Source organism: Pedobacter sp. SAFR-022 (assembly GCF_051965375.1).
Classification (GTDB): Bacteria; Bacteroidota; Bacteroidia; order Sphingobacteriales; family Sphingobacteriaceae; genus Pedobacter.
In genome coordinates, this window is sequence record NZ_JBQCME010000009.1 from 22,900 (window position 1) to 39,431 (window position 16,532).

Genomic DNA, 16,532 nt, shown 5'->3' on the forward strand with positions numbered 1-16,532 from the left:
GAAATAGCTTCAAAGCCGCTTCCTGTAAAATTGGTAGCGGCTTTTTTATGCAATAAGTAGAGCCGGTTCTGCAGATAGCTTGGATTGAAGAACGGACAGAGTTAATCTTAGTGTACGCCCAGATAGGGGAAGTATAGAGTTGAAAATAAGACACATAAACCTGAGCACATAAACACATCAAACGCACATGAAACACACACGTCGTGTGCGTTTGATGTGCGTTTGATGTGCGCTTGATGTGGGTTTGATGTGGGTTTGATCTGGGTTTGATCTGGGTTTGTCCTATCCTTGTCCTATCCTAATATAGCTATACATGTTTAGCTGTCAATTCTGAATTGATTAAATACAAAAAATGATAGTGAATGGAGGAATGGGAGATATCAAGAACAACCGCAAACGATGTTAGTGATCATGAAACAACTTTGCATGATTATTGTCTTCAGAATTTGTAAATTGGAATATGGAAAGGTTAACGATCGAAATCCCAGAATCAAAGAGCGCGCTGGTAAAACAGATTCTTGAAGCGCTAGGAGTGGTTATAAAGGCGAAGAAACAAGCTAATACCGGAGATTTTAGAAAGAAGTTAGCGGATGTTACTGTTTGGTCTGAAGACGATCTTAAGGTTTTTGAAGAAAGTAAAATAGCATTTGAAAGGTTAAAGCCTCAGCAATGGTAGCAGACACTGGGATTTTCATTGAACACCTTCGTGCTAAAGACAAGCTTTCAACTACTTTATTTAAGATAGCAGAAAGCACCGCCATTTACGTCTCTGCTATTACAGTCTATGAGCTTTATATGGGAGCTGCTACAAACAGGATGTTTTAACAATAACTGAAAATCTAACTGTACTTCCGTTTACGAATGCTATAGCTATAAAAGCCGCCGAGCTTTATCATAAGCTTCGATTAAGCAATCAAATGATCGAGTTCAGAGACATATTCATCGCAGCTACCTGTTTAGTTCATGAACTTCCAATTATCACCTTCAATAAAAAACACTTCGAGCGTATTGATGGATTGAAAATGCTGTATTAATCCCTTTGCTATAGCACCATTTACCCAATTTTGTACAGCCGGGTTTAATACAGCATTCCTACCTGGTGGTATACGTTAAATCAGAGTGTAGGTAAATATTAAGAATCTACTATCAAATAACCTCGTTATTCAATTTACTATGTCTATAGCCGTAGCAGAAGTAAACAACCAGTCCAACAATCAGCCAGATTCCGAAACCGATCCAGTTTGAAATGCCCAGCTCACACATCATGTATAAGCAGCACATCAGTCCAAGTACCGGGATCAAAGAAAGGTTCTTTTTGATGCAGTAGTAGGTGATGGCACAGCATATGAAAAAGAAGATCCACATTGGAATCTTGTGCTTAAACAAGCTCCAGCCGTATTCATATTTCTTCTCCTGATCTACATGCGCACGATCTACAAAGTCCTTGTATTGTGCCTCGGTCAGGCGGTTTAAATAAGCTTCTGTATCAACGTTCTTTTCAATCAGGTTTGCTTTTTGTTCATCCAGTTTAATCTGCTCCTGAACGGCTTTAAGCTCGTCAGCATTTAGAGAAGTAACGAAGCCAACGGGACTGTACAGCTGCGGTTGGTTGGTGATGAAAGCCGTAGATTCTGCCTTGAACATGCTGAAACCAAGCACAAGCGCAGCGATAAACGCCGGTGGAATAATGTATTTACTGTTTACATAAGGGATTTTAAACTTGCGCTGAATGTCTGTGCGGTCCTGCAACACCAATACCCCTGCACATACCAAAACGAAGGCGAATAGTGTACCAATGGAGCAAAGATCAGTAACAATGGTCAGGTTCATAAATAGGGAAGGTACCGCCACTACGAAACCAACAACCACGGTTGAAAAAGATGGCGTTTGGTATTTAGGGTGGATCCTGGAAAACGCCTTTGGCAACAGGCCATCACGGCTCATACTCATCCAAATTCTTGGCTGTCCCATTTGGAACACCAGCAGCACGCTTGCCATGGCGAACACCGCACTAACAGCGATAATACCACTCATCAGCTTCAGATCGATCTGATCGAATACAAAAGCTAGGGGATCACCCACGGCCAGCAGACTATAGTTAACGATACCGGTTAGTACCAGTGCAATGGCAACATATAGAAGGGTACAGATGATGATGGCCCACATCATTCCACGTGGAAGGTCACGCTGCGGGTTTTTACACTCTTCAGCGGTGGTAGAGATGGCATCGAAGCCGATATAGGCAAAGAATACCGCCGAAACACCTTTTAAAATTCCACTAACGCCGTTTGGCGCAAAAGGATCCCAGTTACTCACGTCGACATAGAAAACACCAACAGAAAGCACCAACAGGATCACAGCAAGTTTAATCACCACCATCGCATTGCTCGCATTTCTGGATTCTTTCATACCACGGTAAACAAGCCAGGTAATAAAGATGATGATGCCTAGTGCGGGGATATCTGCAACCACATGGAAGTCGCCGATCTTTGGCGCTGTAATCCAGGCGTTGTTTGCAATCCTGGTTGCGTCGTCCAGGTTAGAGTAGTCCTTACCTGCTGCTACCAGCGCCTCTGCATGTTCATGTGCGTTCAATGCCGTCAGGTAGTCCATGGTCATCCAATCCGGCAGGTGTATGCCCTGGATGTTTAAAGCCGGTATCTGTATGGAGGAGAGCAGTCCCGTGAAGTAGTCGGACCAGGAAATGGCAACGGTAATGTTTCCGATGGCATATTCCATGATCAGCGACCAGCCGATGATCCAGGCCACAAGCTCTCCAAAAGCAACATAGGAGTAGGTATAGGCACTTCCGGAAACGGGCACCATGGAGGCGAATTCAGCATAGGCAAATGCAGCGAAACTACAAGCTAATGCGGTAAAAATAAAAAGAAAGATCACCGCCGGACCGCCGTCAGCACTGGCTTTTCCGATGGTACTAAAAATCCCGGCCCCGATGATGGCGGCAATACCAAAAGCAGTAAGGTCTCTGACGCCAAGGGTTTTGTGCAGCGAGGTGCCATGTTCGCCATAGCCCTTATCTGCATCTTCTAAGATTTTAGTAATGGATTTCTTTCTGAGGAGTTTCTCAAGCATATATCAGTTTCCGTGTGTTATGGATTCAAACTTAGATAAATTGTTGTATTACTAATCTAACCTGGCCAATTCATTTTTGATGAAGTCAGCAAGTTCAGCAACATAATCAACACTGAAATCAAACTTGATCCCTGCAGTCTCATAGATCTCATTCATTGGTTTGGTATACCCTAATGCCAATGCTTCAAGGTATTGCTTTAAAGCTTTAGCGGGGTCTTCCTTGTAGTTTTTATAGATCGCTATCGCGCCAAGTTGAGCAATTGCATATTCAATGTAATAAAAAGGTACTTCAAACAGGTGTAACTGTTTCTGCCAAAGATTGCCATAGGACGCTTCCAGACCTTCCCAATCGGCAAAGCCAGCACCAAATCTGCTGTAGATCTGCTTGAAGGCGGATTCCCGTTCTGCAGCGTTATGTCCGGGATTGGTATAGATCCAATGTTGAAACTGGTCTATAACTGCCACCCAAGGCAAGGTTTTCAGTACATCGATCAGCTGTTCGCGTTTGGCGCGGATCAGGTCTTCCTCCTTGTCAAAGTAGACATCCCACTGGTCCATAGTAATCAACTCCATGCTCATGGAAGCAAGCTCGGCAACTTCAGAAGGGCAGTGCTTAAAGTCGTTCAACTCCAGGTTTGCCGTTAAAAAGGTATGTACCGCATGACCACCTTCATGTACCATAGTGGTAAGATCACGAAGGGTGTTTGCCGAGTTCATGAAGATGAACGGGGCCCCGGTTTCTGCAAGTGGGTAATTGTAGCCACCAGGTGCCTTGCCTTTACGGCTTTCTACGTCGAAAAGCTTGTTTGCTTTCATGGTTGCCAGCATCTGTCCGAGTTTAGGATCGATGCGCTCAAAGCAGGTTATGGTTTTATCAACTAGCTCTTCCCCGTTCGCAAAGGGCTTCAATGCGGGTTTACCACTTGTACTTACATCCATATCCCATGGTTTCAGCGGGGAAATACCTAAGTCTGCAGCACGTTTGTCTGCCTGATCTTTTAAGATCGGCACAACTTCTTTCTCTATAGCTTCTGCAAATTTGTAGCAGTCTTTAGGTGTATAGTCGAATCTGCCCAAAGCCTGGAACATGTAGTCGCGATAGTTCTCAAAACCGGCGTTTAAACTCACTTCATGTCGCATGGTGATCAACTCATCAAACAGCACATTCAGTTCGTCCTTATTAACCAGGCGGCGTTGTTGAATTGCTTCCCAGGCTTGCTGACGTACCTCGCGGTTTACATCTTTCAGAAAGGCCGCTGCTTGTTCCAGCGTATATTCCTGATCATTGAGGTGTACACTCATCGCGCCGCTGATCGCCTGGTATTTCTGTTGTGCGACCTGTAATTTGGTAAATAGTGGGACGTTTTCATCACGATAGATCTCGAGCGATTTTTTGATCGCACGAAGGTATACGAAATATTTATCCTGATCGAGCTCATCAACGAGCTCGTGGTTCACTAGTTTTTTATTTAGCGTATTATTGATCGGCGCTATTTTGGGTTCGATTTCCGTTGCAAAGTATTGAAAAGCCTGAACCAGTGTTTCGTTATTGGTGTCGCAGGTCATTCTGATGTAGCGCCATGCGAAGTCTTCTTCCAGTGCTGCTTCAAGTTCACTTTTATCTTTCAACCATTGCTCCAGATCGGCCACTGTTGGTAGTGCTCTGTTCTGCAATTCGTCAAAGATAGGCGCCAGGGTTTCCCATTTAATTTCAAGCTCCTGTGGAATGTATGTTCTTGTTTTTTTCGGAATTATTAAATCGATCATGGTTTAGAAATTATAGTTGGTTCTTAAAAACGCATCGAGTAGAAAACACAATGCGAACACGACAGATGCATAGCCATTGGTCGTAGCAAAGGCGCGGTCTACTTTACTGATGTCGTTCGGCTTTACCAGCAAATGCTGATAGGTAAGCATGAAACAAAAGAAAGCAACACCGATATAGTAAACAAAGCTAAACTCGCTAAAGAAAATTGGCAGGATCACGCAGATGGCAGAGCAGATATGCAACACCACAGAAAGCCTCAAGGCATTTTTAATGCCCAAGGCAGCAGGGATAGAGTGTAGCTTTTCAGCCCGGTCAAAGTCTTCATCTTGCAGCGCATAGATGATGTCGAAGCCGCTTACCCAAAACAGGACGGCAAAGGAGTACAATACGGGTACAATGTCAAAAGCACCGGTTACGGCAATGTATGCGCCAATGGGTGCAAGGGAGAGACCCAGCCCGAGTACGAGGTGGCATAATGCGGTAAACCGTTTCGTGTAGCTGTAGAAGAGTACCACAAAAAGTGCAACAGGAGAAAGGTATAAACACAGATCATTGATAAAAGCTGTGGCAATTACAAAAAGCAGGCAGTTGACAATGACAAATATGAGCGCCTCATTAGCGGATACGCGGCCCGCCGGGATGTCACGCATCACCGTTCTTGGGTTCTTGGCGTCGATATCGCGGTCCAGGTATCTGTTGAAAGCCATGGCGGCATTTCGTGCAAATACCATACATAGCAGTACGAGTAAAAGTAAAAACCAGTTGAATGGTTGAGTGCTGGTAGTTACGCCCAGAAAAAATCCAATCATCGCAAAGGGTAGTGCGAATATGGAGTGGGCGAATAGTACCAGCGAAAAGAATTTCTTCATCTTCTATAAATCTTCTTTTGGCGTTAGAACAGGCATTACGAAATCCTGGTTAACCTCATCAATAAACTGAAGCACTGCTTCTTTACCCTGACCTTTTTCTGCGGAGGTTACAAAGTAAGGCGGGATTTCCTCAAACCAACCTGAAAGTTGTTTTTTGAATAAAGCGACGTTGGCGTCGGTTTTTGGAGCAGACTGTTTATCTGCCTTAGTAAATACCAGTGCAAATGGCACCTGAATTTCACCTAACCAGCAGCAGAATTCAATATCAATCTTTTGTGGCTCCAGCCTGCTATCGATTAAAACAAAGATGCATTGCAGGCTTTCGCGTTTGGTGATGTAGTTGCGGATGAACTTTTCCCAGGCTTCTCTGCTGGATTTCGAAACTTTAGCATATCCATAACCAGGTAAATCGACGATATACCATTTCTCATTGATCAGGAAGTGGTTTATAAGCTGTGTTTTTCCAGGTTTCTGGGAGGTCTTCGCCAATCCGTGCTGGTTTACCAGCATGTTGATCAGGGAGGATTTGCCGACATTTGAGCGCCCGATAAAAGCATACTCAGGCATATTTGCGATTGGCAATGCCGATACCTTGGTATTGCTGCAAACGAATGTTGCTGATTTTATAATCATTTCACAAAGGTAGAAAATTAGTTTTCAACAATTACTTATCTTTGCCAATCACCATGAATGAAAAAATAACCCCGTACCACAATCAGACGGTTACCAAGAAAGAACAGGTAGCTACCATGTTTAACAACATCTCCGGCACCTATGATTTTCTTAATCATTTCATGTCGCTTGGTATTGATATCCTTTGGCGTAAAAAGGCCATTCGGCAGTTAAAAGCACAGCAACCTAAATCCATTTTAGATGTGGCAACCGGAACGGGAGATTTTGCATTTGAAGCCATCAAGATCTTAAAGCCTGAAAAGATTACCGGGGTAGATATATCTGCTGGAATGCTTGAGGTGGCCAAGAGAAAGATCAGGGAGCGTAAGCTGGAACATGTATTCTCGGTACGTCTTGGTGACTCGGAAATGCTGCCTTTCGAGGACAATCAGTTTGATGCCATTACGGTAGCCTATGGTGTACGCAACTACGAAAATCTGGAAAAGGGGCTTGCCGATATGCGCCGGGTATTAAAACCTGGCGGCAAGATCGTTATTCTTGAATTCTCAAAACCGCAGGGTTTCCCGGTGAAGCAGCTGTACAACTTTTATTTTAAGCACATCACGCCATTTTTCGGGAAAGTATTTTCCAAAGACGCTCGGGCCTATCAATATCTTCCTGAGTCGGTTGCGGCCTTCCCGGATGGTACCGCCTTTACCCAGTTGATGGAAAGGGTAGGCTTCAGTCAAACCAAACAGATTACTTTAACGTTTGGTATTAGTTCAATCTATACTGGTATAAAATGAGAAAAACCTTAATACTCCTGATTGCGTTCTTTGGTGCCATAACAAGTGCGAAAGCGCAAAACTGGGGCGGTGGTGTTGATGAAAAAGATATACATTTCGGATTTACCTTCCAGGTGCTTAGCTCTGAATATAAGGTTTTGAAGAAGCCTGATTGGGGGGATCAATATTATGACTTAACTCAAAATCCTCCCGCACTAGTGCATGATGGTTTTCGCTACATAAATGCGGAGGATAAAATTGGATATGGATTAGGCTTTGTGGTCAACAAGCGTGTAAGCAGTCATGCAGATCTGCGTTTAACCCCAACACTTGTTTTCAACGATAGGATTTTACATTATCAATTTATCAGGAATGAAACGATAGGTGGGGAGCCAGAACAACCTGCACGCGAGCAAGTGGTGCAAACCACCGTAATCGATTTCCCTTTAGGCTTTAAACTGAAATCTGACCGCCGCAAAAATTTCCGTGCATACATGATCGGAGGCTTGAAGTACTCCATGGATATCACCTCTGCCAAAAAACGGAGCAATGACGGCAAAACCTCGATGGAAATGCTATTGCAGAATAAGAAAAACTTCCTGTCTTATGAAGCTGGCCTGGGCATGGATCTTTATTTTGAATACTTCAAAATGTCGCCTGAAATCAAATATTCGTCTAGCTTCAACAGCATTTTAGAACATGACAACAACAATCCATATTCAAATCCATTGAATAAGTTGATGTTGCGTCATGTGACATTTAGTTTGTTTTTTGAATAACCGCTCAGCTGGAAATAATTCTAGCTTTGTGAAACAATAATCGTTATGAATTCAAAAATAGCATTGATCACAGGAGCAACATCAGGCATCGGCGCAGCATGCGCCCGAACGTTTGCGCAACAGGGCTATAATCTGGTTTTAGTAGCCAGAAGAACGGCATTGCTGGATGATATTACAAAGGAACTTCAGGATACACACCAGATCGAGGTAAAGTCACTCGTTTCGGATGTGCGGGAGAAGCAATCCATTACGGAAGCGCTGGAGTCGCTCCCAGAAGCCTGGAAGAAAGTTGATGTGTTGATTAACAATGCCGGTTTGAGCCAGGGTTTGGATCCGATTGACAAAGGTGATACGGAGGATTGGGATACCATGATAGATACCAATGTGAAGGGATTGTTGTATGTAACCAAGGCCGTATCCAATTGGATGATTTCGCACAAGGCTGGACATATCGTTAATATCGGCTCCATCGCCGGCAAAGAGGTGTATCCAAACGGAAATGTTTACTGTGCCACGAAACACGCGGTTGATGCGCTGAATAAAGGGATGCGTATGGATCTGCTTCCACATGGGATTAAGGTAACGGCGATCAATCCGGGGATGGTGGAGACGGAGTTTTCGATCGTGCGCTTTAAAGGTGATGAGCAGCGTGCAAAAAGTGTGTACGAAGGTCTGGAGCCACTAATGGCGCAGGATATCGCAGATGCCATCTGGTTTGCTGCAAGCAGGCCTGCTCATGTGAACATCAACGATATGCTGATCATGCCAACGGCACAGGCCTCGGCATCACTGACCTATAAAAAATAATTAACATTAATTACAGAGATATGCTTTCCAATACAATTGATCAGGAGATCAAAAAAGCCATGCTTGCTAAAGATCAGGCACAATTAAGAGGTCTAAGGGCGATTAAAGCAGCTTTACTGCTTGCGAAAACGGAGAAAGGTCCGGCAGAGGAGATTACGGAAGAAGCTGAGGTTAAAATAATTCAGAAGTTGATTAAGCAACGGCGAGAATCCTCCGACATCTATAAAACACAGGGCCGGGCGGATCTTGCGCAGGTTGAAGATGAAGAAATTGAAGTCATCAGTCAGTTCCTGCCGAAGCAGATGGATCGGTCGGAAGTGGAAGCGGTGATCGCTGGTATCGTTTCGCAAACAGGCGCCAGTTCGGTGAAAGATATGGGCAAAGTTATGGGTCTTGCAAATAAAGAACTCGCAGGTAAGGCTGACGGCAAATTAATTGCGGAAGTGGTTAAAGCGCAATTGGCATAAATTGTGCTCGGATTTTGGCAGCTGAAGGACAAAAATCCGACATAAATGCCATATTGTAGCATATGTCTGCTAACTTAGTGACATCTCTTTGTTCAGCGGCTATTCATCCGATAAGCTGTTTAACTAAAAAGATACATATGGAGCCTGCATGGCTCCGCGTATAAAACTAATACAAACTGATGAAATACGAAGTAATAGAAGAAAACGGGTTCAAATATATAGAAGCAGGAAAAGGCGAAACCCTGGTATTACTTCATGGATTGATGGGAGAATTGAGCAATTGGGAGGCAACCATTGACCATTTTAAAGATCGTTATCACATCCTTGTTCCGATCTTACCGATATATGAACTTCCTATTTTAACCCTGGGTGTAAAAAGCCTTTCTAAATACGTCTTTAAATTTATTAAACATAAAAAATTAAGCCAGGTGGTGCTGATCGGAAACTCCTTAGGTGGTCATGTAGGACTTTCCTTTACCGTGGCGCACCAGGCACATGTAAAAGCACTTGTGCTTACAGGTAGTTCTGGCTTATATGAGAATGCCTTTGGTGGCTCTTTTCCGAGAAGGGAAAGTTACGAGTACATCAAAGAGAAAGTTGCTTACACCTTTTACGACCCTGCAACAGCAACAAAGGAGCTGGTTGATGAGGTCTTTAAATCGGTGAACGACCGATCTAGGGTGATCCGGATTCTTGCACTTGCGAAATCGGCGATCCGTCATAATATGTCTAAGGAGATTCCGAAGATCACTATCCCGGTATCTTTAATATGGGGTAAGCAGGATAAAGTGACTCCGCCAGATGTGGCAGAGGAATTCCATCAATTATTGCCGAACTCGGAATTAAACTGGGTGGATAAATGCGGTCATGCGCCGATGATGGAACGACCTGAGGAGTTTAATGAATACCTTGGAAAATTTTTAAACCGAATATTATTGAAATAAATGGTAGCTGCTGAACTCATATCTAACGTCATTGTACCACTTAGCCCTGCTGATACGATTCAGCGTGGCTTGTCCAGAATGAATGAGTTCAAGGTTTTTCAGCTGCCTATTGTGAATGATAACCAATACCTGGGTGTGATTACCGAGGATGAGCTTCTGGAGATCCGTGACCCGGAAATCCGGATTTCAGATAGGCCATTAAGGCTGCTCAATCCCTTTGTGTTTCATGATACACACATCTACGATGTAATTCGCCTGATGGACCAGCTGCAGCTTTGCATTATACCAGTATTGGATGCCAGCAATAATTTTCTTGGAACAATCACGGAAAGAGATCTGATCAAATACACCGCAGAGATCTTCTCCCTTCAGGAACCCGGTGGAACAATTGTGCTGGAGATCAGTAACCGCAATAACTCACTTGCACACATGTCTCAGGTTGTTGAGGCCGACAATGCGCAGGTGCTCTCTTCTTTTGTCCGTGCATTCCCGGACTCTACCAAGCTTGAGGTCACCCTTAAGATCAACAAGACCGAGCTGTCTGGAATTATAGCTTCATTTGAAAGATACAACTATGAGGTGAAGGCAGTTTACAACACCACAAAGATTGACAATGGTACAGAAGACCGTTACAACTCTTTGATGAACTACTTAAACGTTTAAAATCCTCCATGAGAATTGCAATTTACGGAAGAGCATTTAATGACACTGTTTTACCCTATGTACAGGAGGTTTTTGATGCCCTGGATTTCTACCAGATTAAAGCCGTTATCTATCAGGAATATCATGAGTTCATAAAAAGCAAATGCAAGGTTTGTGAGGGTTTCACGACCTTTCAGAATAACGCAGAACTGATTGAAAGAGCAGACCTGCTGATCAGCCTCGGTGGTGATGGTACACTCCTGGATACCCTTGCATTGGTGCGCGATTCGGGCATTCCCGTGATTGGGATTAACTTTGGTCGTTTAGGTTTTCTAGCCAGCATCAACAAAAACGAAGTAAGGACCGCAATTGCGGCATTGATCAATAAAAATTATACCCTGGATAAGCGCAGTGTGTTGAGCCTGGCATCGAAATACAATCTGTTTGGAGATGAGAACTTTGCGTTAAATGATGTAACGATTCATCGTCGCGATGATTCAGCAATGATGATCATTCATGCTTACATGAACGATGAATTTATCAACTCTTACTGGGCAGATGGCTTACTTATTGCTACACCAACGGGGTCTACCGCGTATTCTTTAAGTTGCGGCGGACCGATTATACTACCCAGTTCACAAAATTTTGTTATTACACCTATAGCTCCCCATAATCTGAACGTGCGACCGCTTATTGTTCCCGATGATGCGACCCTGACCTTTAAGGTCGAAGCAAGAAGTGCCAAATTTCTGGTTTCCTGCGATTCGAGGACGGAAACGGTAGACCGTTCTGTTAAAATCAAACTTTCCAAGGCTTCCTTCCCTGTAAACTTGATCCGGCTAAATGGTGAAACTTACTTAACCACGTTAAGGAATAAGTTGCTCTGGGGCATAGATACCCGTAATTACTAATATGAAGTTTACAAAGAAGTTTATAAGTCTAGGAATAACTTTACTAATCTCGAGCCTGGGTCTGCATGCGCAGGTTTGGGAAGTTGGCGCTAAGGTGGGTGGGGCAGGATACATGGGTGAACTTAACCCGAACAATCCTATAAAGATGAGTGGCCTGGCTGCAGGGGTGTTCGTGAAAGCGAACTTCGACCCATACTGGGGATTAGGACTTCATTATATGCACGGTACCATTTCCGGTGACGATGCCAAATCTAACTTAACGCAATCCCGGGAACGAAACATCAACTTCAAAACACCCTTAAACGAAATCAGCTTTCAGCTGGATTTCAATTTTCTGGATTACTTTACCGGCGGTGGAAGAAGAAACATCAGTCCTTATGTGTTTGGCGGAGCAGGAGGTTTAATATTCAAGCCAACGGCGACATACGATCAATTCTACAAGACTTACAAATGGCAGTCGGAAGGGCAAAGCCAGCGATATCGTACCTACACACTTTCGGCGATCTATGGTGCGGGCTTTAAAGCCAGGATAAAGAACACGAGTTTCAGTATACTGGCGGAATTGGGCTATCGTACCCCACTAACCGACTATCTGGATGATGTGAGCGGCTATTATGCGACGAAATATGTTACTTCTTCAGAAAAACCTTTGTTAACGGAGTATGAACACGCTTTCAACATCATTTCTGATCCTTCACCTAATCAGATTGGGGCCAGGGATACACAACGTGGCGACGGAAAAAAGCGTGATAGTTATATGTTCGGTACTATCGGGCTATCATTTTCGTTTACAGAAGACTGTTTCAACTTCTTAAAACATTAAAAAGTATCAGATTGTCTACTAAGGTTTTATCAGCGCAGAACTTGACATTAACAATTTGGAACGTAAAGGCATATCTTATACCTTTGCAGTTCTAAAAACTACTTCAGAGCTTCGGCGTTTTCGTATATAAATTAATGGGATTTAAAGAACAAATTGACTTATCCAGGTTACCGGAACATATTGCCATCATTATGGATGGAAATGGACGCTGGGCCAAAAATCAGGGGAAATTTCGCGGTGTAGGACATGAAAGCGGCGTGCTGTCGGTTAAAGACATCATGGAAGGCTGTGTGGAGATCGGTGTGAAACACCTTACCCTGTATGCTTTTTCTACAGAGAACTGGAACCGCCCGATTGAAGAAGTGAACTTCCTGATGGAATTGCTCATTTCCACGATCAATCAAGAGCTTGAAACACTTACCAAGAATAACATCAAATTAAACGCAATAGGCAACATTGCTTCCCTTCCGCAACGCTGTATCGACGACCTTAAGAGCGCGATGCAGAAAACGGAGAACAACACCAGTTGTACGCTCACGCTGGCTTTAAGTTATAGTGCGAAATGGGAGATCACCGAAGCCGCCCGTAAACTTGCACAGCAGGTAAAAGACGGACAGATGGATGTTGATCAGATCAATGAAGATGCCTTTGCAGCTCAACTTACCACAACCAATATTCCCGATCCGGAACTCATGATCCGCACCAGCGGCGAGCACCGTATTAGTAATTTTCTTCTTTGGCAGATGGCCTATACAGAATTATATTTTACTGATGTGCTCTGGCCAGACTTCCGTTCAGAGGATCTTTATGAAGCTATTGTTGATTATCAGAAGCGCGAAAGGCGCTTCGGAAAGATTAGTGAACAACTGAACTAATTTTACTTTTAACACTTTTTAACATGTGTTTAAATTAACTTAGCATCGTTTTTTAGAAATAAATGAAAAGAATATACCAACTTATATTACTGTTATTGTGTGGGTTTCCGGCAGTAGCACAAATCACGCGTCCACCTGCCACTCCACAAGCTACACCTTCCTTAAAAGTCTCTGGAACGGAGCTCGATTATTTCAATCCAAAGGAGTACATCATTGGCGGCACAACCTTAAGTGGTACTAAATATCTGGACAAAGAGGTCATTATCACACTTTCTAAATTAATCAAAGGTGAGCGAGTTACCTTGCCCGGAGATGCTACGTCTAATGCCATAAAAACGCTTTGGGCAAATGGATTGTTTGATGATATTGAAATTAACATCACCAGACTTGAAGAGGATAGTGTTTTCTTTGATATACAGGTGGTAGAACGCCCAAGATTAAGTTCTTTCGAGCTTAAAGGCGTAAGTAAATCTCAAAACACCGACATTCTGGAAAGATTGAACTCCAAATCTGGTAAGTCGATCATCAACGAGAACCTTTATAACAGCACCTCGACAACCATTAAGAAATATCTTTCTGATAAAGGCTACTTCTTTACCAACATAGAATTCAAAGCCAAAGATGATCCGAATGCGGAAAACAGCCAGATCCTGGAGGTTGATATTGATCGCGGACGTAAGGTAAAGGTTCGTAAGATCAACTTTACCGGCAACAAGGAGTTTAGTTCAGCGAAGCTTAGAAAGTTCCTCAAGAAGACCCGCCAACAGGCCTTTTACAAGATCTTCGGTTCTGGAAAATTCAATAAAGAGAAATACGAAGAAGATAAACTTGCCCTGGTAGAAAAAATGCAGGACAAAGGTTTCCGCGATGCGGTGATCATCAGGGATAGTGTTTATCAATACAGCGACAAAGCTGTAGCGATCGACATCGAGGTTTTTGAAGGTAACAAGTATTACTTCGGTAACATCAACTGGGCAGGTAATGCCAAATACAGCACGGAATACCTGGAGAAAGTATTGGGTATAGAAAAGGGTGATGTATTCAGTGAATTGAAACTGGAGAAGAAACTTAGAGGCGATGGTAATAGTGATGACGTTTCAAGTATTTACCTGAACGACGGTTATCTTACGTTTAACGTAGATCCTGTACAGACTAAAATTTACAGTGATACGGTAGATCTGGAGTTGCGTATCTATGAAGGTCCGCAGTACACCAACAACAAGATCACGGTAAAAGGTAACACCATTACGAATGATCGTGTGGTATTACGTGAGATCCGTACCAAACCGGGAGAGAAGTTTTCAAAAGAACAATTGATCCGTACCGTAAGGGAGATCGGTCAGCTGGGTAACTTCGACGAATCGAAAACTGTACCTACACCGAAGCCGAACCCTGCAGATGGTACGGTAGATATTGAGTACACCGTAGAGGAAAAACCTTCAGATCAAATTGAACTTTCAGGTGGTTTCGGTGGTGGCCGTGTAATCGGTACCTTGGGTTTAACCTTCAACAACTTTTCTTTAAGAAATATCTTCAATGGTAAGGCATACAGACCACTTCCAAAAGGTGATGGACAGAAGCTAAGCCTTAGAGGGCAGACCAACGGTTCGTACTACCAGTCTTACAGCTTCTCCTTCTCTGAGCCATGGTTAGGTGGTAAGAAACCGGTAAGCTTTGGATTAAGTGCTTTTACTTCATCTCAGAAATACAGGCTTACTACAACTGAAAACCAAAGTATCCGCATGAACGGTGTTACGGTAAGTTTGGGTAGAAGGTTGAACTGGCCGGATAACTACTTCCAGTTGTCGCATGCCATCAATGCACAGCAGTACATTCTGGAGAATTACAGTGGTTTCTTGTTTTCAACTGGTACCTCATATAACTTCAACTTAACACAAGAGCTGAGCAGGGATTCAAGGGATTCCCCAATTTTCCCTACCGGTGGTTCGTACTTCAGATTCACCGTTCAGGCTACGCCGCCATATTCGTTATTTAATAATACGAACTATGCAACAGCATCCGATAAAGAGCGTTATAAGTTCACTGAATATCACAAGTGGAAATTCGAGTCGCAATGGTTCCAACGTATCACTGGCAAGTTAGTATTGAAAGCACAGGCACAGTTTGGTTTCTTAGGTTCGTATAGTTCAGCTGTAGGTCAGTCTCCATTCGAACGTTTCAAATTGGGTGGTGATGGTATGCAAGGGTTTGACTTCTTACAAGGATCTGAGCTGATTGCAATGCGTGGTTATTCTAACAACTCTGTAATTCCGGTTGGTGCAAATCAGAATAACGCCAGACAATCAGGTAGCCCGATCTTTAACAAGTATGTACTAGAACTACGATATCCAGTAATTGCCTCACAATCGGCAACAGCATTCCTGGTAACTTTTGCAGAGGGTGGTAACACCTGGGATAAGTTCAGTGACTTCAATCCTTTCAACATCAGAAGATCGGTGGGTGTAGGTGCCAAAATATTTTTACCGATATTTGGATTACTTGGCATTGATTATGGTTACGGATTTGATAAAATACCTGGTATACCTGATGCCAATAAAGGCCAGTTCCACTTTAGTATTGCACAACAATTAGGAGGATTTAACTAATCACACTTATGAAAAAGTATCTTTTATTAAGCTTCTTGCTTATTGCCGGAATGAGTGCATTTGCACAAAAGTTCGCTTATGTAGATTCCGAATATATTTTAAAACACATGCCTGAGTACAAATCAGCACAAAACCAGCTTGACGTACTCGCACAACAATGGCAGAAACAAGCTGACAACTCCTTTGCGGAATTGGACAAAATGTACAAAGCTTATCAGGCTGATCAGGTATTGCTGACAGATGATATGCGTAAACGCCGGGAGAACGAAATCATCGAAAAAGAGAAAGCCGCCAAAGAATTTCAACGTTCTAAATTTGGCCCTGAAGGTGATCTTTTTCAATCACGTGTAAAGCTGCTTAAACCTATTCAGGAAAAAGTGTCTAACACTATAGCCGAGTATGCAAAAGGAAAACTCCTGGACTTCATCTTCGATAAAAGCAGCGGCGCTACGATGATGATATACTCTAGTGCAAACTATGACGTCAGCAATGACATCATCACGAGACTAGGGTACAAGCCAGGCGCGTTAGTTAAGTAAACACAAAATCAA

Annotated in this window: 18 protein-coding genes; 14 read left to right on the plus strand and 4 right to left on the minus strand. The window is 43.2% G+C overall.

The window, feature by feature from the left end:
* The first annotated feature begins 460 nt into the window (after positions 1–460).
* Genes ACTHQF_RS16480 through ACTHQF_RS16490 form a run of 3 tightly spaced genes read left to right on the plus strand, consistent with a single transcriptional unit; the run spans position 461 to position 1,034 of the window.
* The gene (locus ACTHQF_RS16480) at positions 461–676 is read left to right on the plus strand and encodes a hypothetical protein (RefSeq protein ID WP_440431926.1); all 216 of its coding nucleotides are present in this window, start codon (positions 461–463) and stop codon (positions 674–676) included.
* The gene (locus ACTHQF_RS16485) at positions 670–825 is read left to right on the plus strand and encodes a PIN domain-containing protein (RefSeq protein ID WP_440431928.1); all 156 of its coding nucleotides are present in this window, start codon (positions 670–672) and stop codon (positions 823–825) included. Before ACTHQF_RS16480 ends, ACTHQF_RS16485 begins: the two co-directional genes overlap by 7 nt.
* Positions 826–872: 47 nt before the next feature.
* Positions 873–1,034, plus strand: coding sequence for a type II toxin-antitoxin system VapC family toxin (locus tag ACTHQF_RS16490; protein ID WP_440432032.1), 162 nt, complete (start codon positions 873–875; stop codon positions 1,032–1,034).
* A gap of 112 nt (positions 1,035–1,146) precedes the next feature.
* Here ACTHQF_RS16490 and ACTHQF_RS16495 read toward each other — a convergent pair whose 3' ends face one another.
* The 4 genes from ACTHQF_RS16495 to yihA are packed head-to-tail and all read right to left on the minus strand — an operon-like array spanning position 1,147 to position 6,363.
* On the minus strand, positions 1,147–3,093 hold the full coding sequence (locus tag ACTHQF_RS16495; protein WP_440431930.1) for an amino acid permease: 1,947 nt from the start codon (positions 3,091–3,093) through the stop codon (positions 1,147–1,149).
* A gap of 51 nt (positions 3,094–3,144) precedes the next feature.
* Positions 3,145–4,860 (minus strand): M3 family oligoendopeptidase, encoded by a 1,716-nt coding sequence (locus tag ACTHQF_RS16500; RefSeq protein WP_440431932.1) that lies wholly within the window; start codon positions 4,858–4,860, stop codon positions 3,145–3,147.
* A gap of 3 nt (positions 4,861–4,863) precedes the next feature.
* The gene (locus tag ACTHQF_RS16505) at positions 4,864–5,730 is read right to left on the minus strand and encodes a UbiA-like polyprenyltransferase (RefSeq protein WP_440431934.1); all 867 of its coding nucleotides are present in this window, start codon (positions 5,728–5,730) and stop codon (positions 4,864–4,866) included.
* Positions 5,731–5,733: 3 nt separating this feature from the next.
* The gene (gene yihA, locus ACTHQF_RS16510; RefSeq protein ID WP_440431936.1) at positions 5,734–6,363 is read right to left on the minus strand and encodes a ribosome biogenesis GTP-binding protein YihA/YsxC; all 630 of its coding nucleotides are present in this window, start codon (positions 6,361–6,363) and stop codon (positions 5,734–5,736) included.
* Between the two features lie 53 nt (positions 6,364–6,416).
* Here yihA and ubiE point away from each other — a divergent pair, with 53 nt between their 5' ends.
* The 11 genes from ubiE (at position 6,417) to ACTHQF_RS16565 (ending at position 16,520) form a co-directional block, all read left to right on the plus strand.
* Positions 6,417–7,148 carry a bifunctional demethylmenaquinone methyltransferase/2-methoxy-6-polyprenyl-1,4-benzoquinol methylase UbiE gene (gene ubiE, locus ACTHQF_RS16515; protein WP_440431938.1) on the plus strand — a complete coding sequence of 244 codons (732 nt, stop codon included), beginning with the start codon at positions 6,417–6,419 and terminating at the stop codon, positions 7,146–7,148.
* Positions 7,145–7,906, plus strand: coding sequence for a type IX secretion/gliding motility protein PorT/SprT (locus ACTHQF_RS16520; RefSeq protein WP_440431940.1), 762 nt, complete (start codon positions 7,145–7,147; stop codon positions 7,904–7,906). The genes ubiE and ACTHQF_RS16520 overlap by 4 nt, the downstream gene beginning before the upstream one ends.
* 45 nt (positions 7,907–7,951) lie before the next feature.
* Positions 7,952–8,713, plus strand: a complete 762-nt coding sequence (locus ACTHQF_RS16525) for an SDR family oxidoreductase (protein WP_440431942.1) — start codon at positions 7,952–7,954, stop codon at positions 8,711–8,713.
* Between the two features lie 20 nt (positions 8,714–8,733).
* Positions 8,734–9,180, plus strand: coding sequence for a GatB/YqeY domain-containing protein (locus ACTHQF_RS16530; RefSeq protein WP_440431944.1), 447 nt, complete (start codon positions 8,734–8,736; stop codon positions 9,178–9,180).
* Positions 9,181–9,359: 179 nt separating this feature from the next.
* A complete protein-coding gene (locus ACTHQF_RS16535) occupies positions 9,360–10,124 on the plus strand; it encodes an alpha/beta fold hydrolase (RefSeq protein ID WP_440431946.1) in 765 nt (254 codons plus the stop codon).
* Positions 10,125–10,787, plus strand: a complete 663-nt coding sequence (locus ACTHQF_RS16540; protein WP_440431948.1) for a CBS domain-containing protein — start codon at positions 10,125–10,127, stop codon at positions 10,785–10,787.
* Between the two features lie 8 nt (positions 10,788–10,795).
* The gene (locus tag ACTHQF_RS16545; protein ID WP_440431950.1) at positions 10,796–11,677 is read left to right on the plus strand and encodes an NAD kinase; all 882 of its coding nucleotides are present in this window, start codon (positions 10,796–10,798) and stop codon (positions 11,675–11,677) included.
* A 1-nt stretch (position 11,678) separates the two neighbouring features.
* Positions 11,679–12,500: a DUF6089 family protein gene (locus ACTHQF_RS16550; RefSeq protein ID WP_440431952.1), complete on the plus strand. Its 822-nt coding sequence runs from the start codon at positions 11,679–11,681 to the stop codon at positions 12,498–12,500.
* A 134-nt stretch (positions 12,501–12,634) separates the two neighbouring features.
* Positions 12,635–13,375: an isoprenyl transferase gene (locus ACTHQF_RS16555; RefSeq protein WP_440431954.1), complete on the plus strand. Its 741-nt coding sequence runs from the start codon at positions 12,635–12,637 to the stop codon at positions 13,373–13,375.
* Between the two features lie 62 nt (positions 13,376–13,437).
* On the plus strand, positions 13,438–15,981 hold the full coding sequence (bamA, locus tag ACTHQF_RS16560; protein ID WP_440431956.1) for an outer membrane protein assembly factor BamA: 2,544 nt from the start codon (positions 13,438–13,440) through the stop codon (positions 15,979–15,981).
* An 8-nt stretch (positions 15,982–15,989) separates the two neighbouring features.
* Positions 15,990–16,520 carry an OmpH family outer membrane protein gene (locus ACTHQF_RS16565; protein ID WP_440431958.1) on the plus strand — a complete coding sequence of 177 codons (531 nt, stop codon included), beginning with the start codon at positions 15,990–15,992 and terminating at the stop codon, positions 16,518–16,520.
* Positions 16,521–16,532 lie beyond the last annotated feature (12 nt).

Coding starts and splice junctions, on each gene's coding strand:
- ACTHQF_RS16480 (WP_440431926.1), top strand. CDS start 461: ATGGAAAGGTTAACGATCGAAATCCCAGAATCAAAGAGCGCGCTGGTA.
- ACTHQF_RS16485 (WP_440431928.1), top strand. CDS start 670: ATGGTAGCAGACACTGGGATTTTCATTGAACACCTTCGTGCTAAAGAC.
- ACTHQF_RS16495 (WP_440431930.1), bottom strand. CDS start 3,093: ATGCTTGAGAAACTCCTCAGAAAGAAATCCATTACTAAAATCTTAGAA.
- ACTHQF_RS16500 (WP_440431932.1), bottom strand. CDS start 4,860: ATGATCGATTTAATAATTCCGAAAAAAACAAGAACATACATTCCACAG.
- ACTHQF_RS16505 (WP_440431934.1), bottom strand. CDS start 5,730: ATGAAGAAATTCTTTTCGCTGGTACTATTCGCCCACTCCATATTCGCA.
- yihA (WP_440431936.1), bottom strand. CDS start 6,363: ATGATTATAAAATCAGCAACATTCGTTTGCAGCAATACCAAGGTATCG.
- ubiE (WP_440431938.1), top strand. CDS start 6,417: ATGAATGAAAAAATAACCCCGTACCACAATCAGACGGTTACCAAGAAA.
- ACTHQF_RS16520 (WP_440431940.1), top strand. CDS start 7,145: ATGAGAAAAACCTTAATACTCCTGATTGCGTTCTTTGGTGCCATAACA.
- ACTHQF_RS16525 (WP_440431942.1), top strand. CDS start 7,952: ATGAATTCAAAAATAGCATTGATCACAGGAGCAACATCAGGCATCGGC.
- ACTHQF_RS16530 (WP_440431944.1), top strand. CDS start 8,734: ATGCTTTCCAATACAATTGATCAGGAGATCAAAAAAGCCATGCTTGCT.
- ACTHQF_RS16535 (WP_440431946.1), top strand. CDS start 9,360: ATGAAATACGAAGTAATAGAAGAAAACGGGTTCAAATATATAGAAGCA.
- ACTHQF_RS16540 (WP_440431948.1), top strand. CDS start 10,125: ATGGTAGCTGCTGAACTCATATCTAACGTCATTGTACCACTTAGCCCT.
- ACTHQF_RS16545 (WP_440431950.1), top strand. CDS start 10,796: ATGAGAATTGCAATTTACGGAAGAGCATTTAATGACACTGTTTTACCC.
- ACTHQF_RS16550 (WP_440431952.1), top strand. CDS start 11,679: ATGAAGTTTACAAAGAAGTTTATAAGTCTAGGAATAACTTTACTAATC.
- ACTHQF_RS16555 (WP_440431954.1), top strand. CDS start 12,635: ATGGGATTTAAAGAACAAATTGACTTATCCAGGTTACCGGAACATATT.
- bamA (WP_440431956.1), top strand. CDS start 13,438: ATGAAAAGAATATACCAACTTATATTACTGTTATTGTGTGGGTTTCCG.
- ACTHQF_RS16565 (WP_440431958.1), top strand. CDS start 15,990: ATGAAAAAGTATCTTTTATTAAGCTTCTTGCTTATTGCCGGAATGAGT.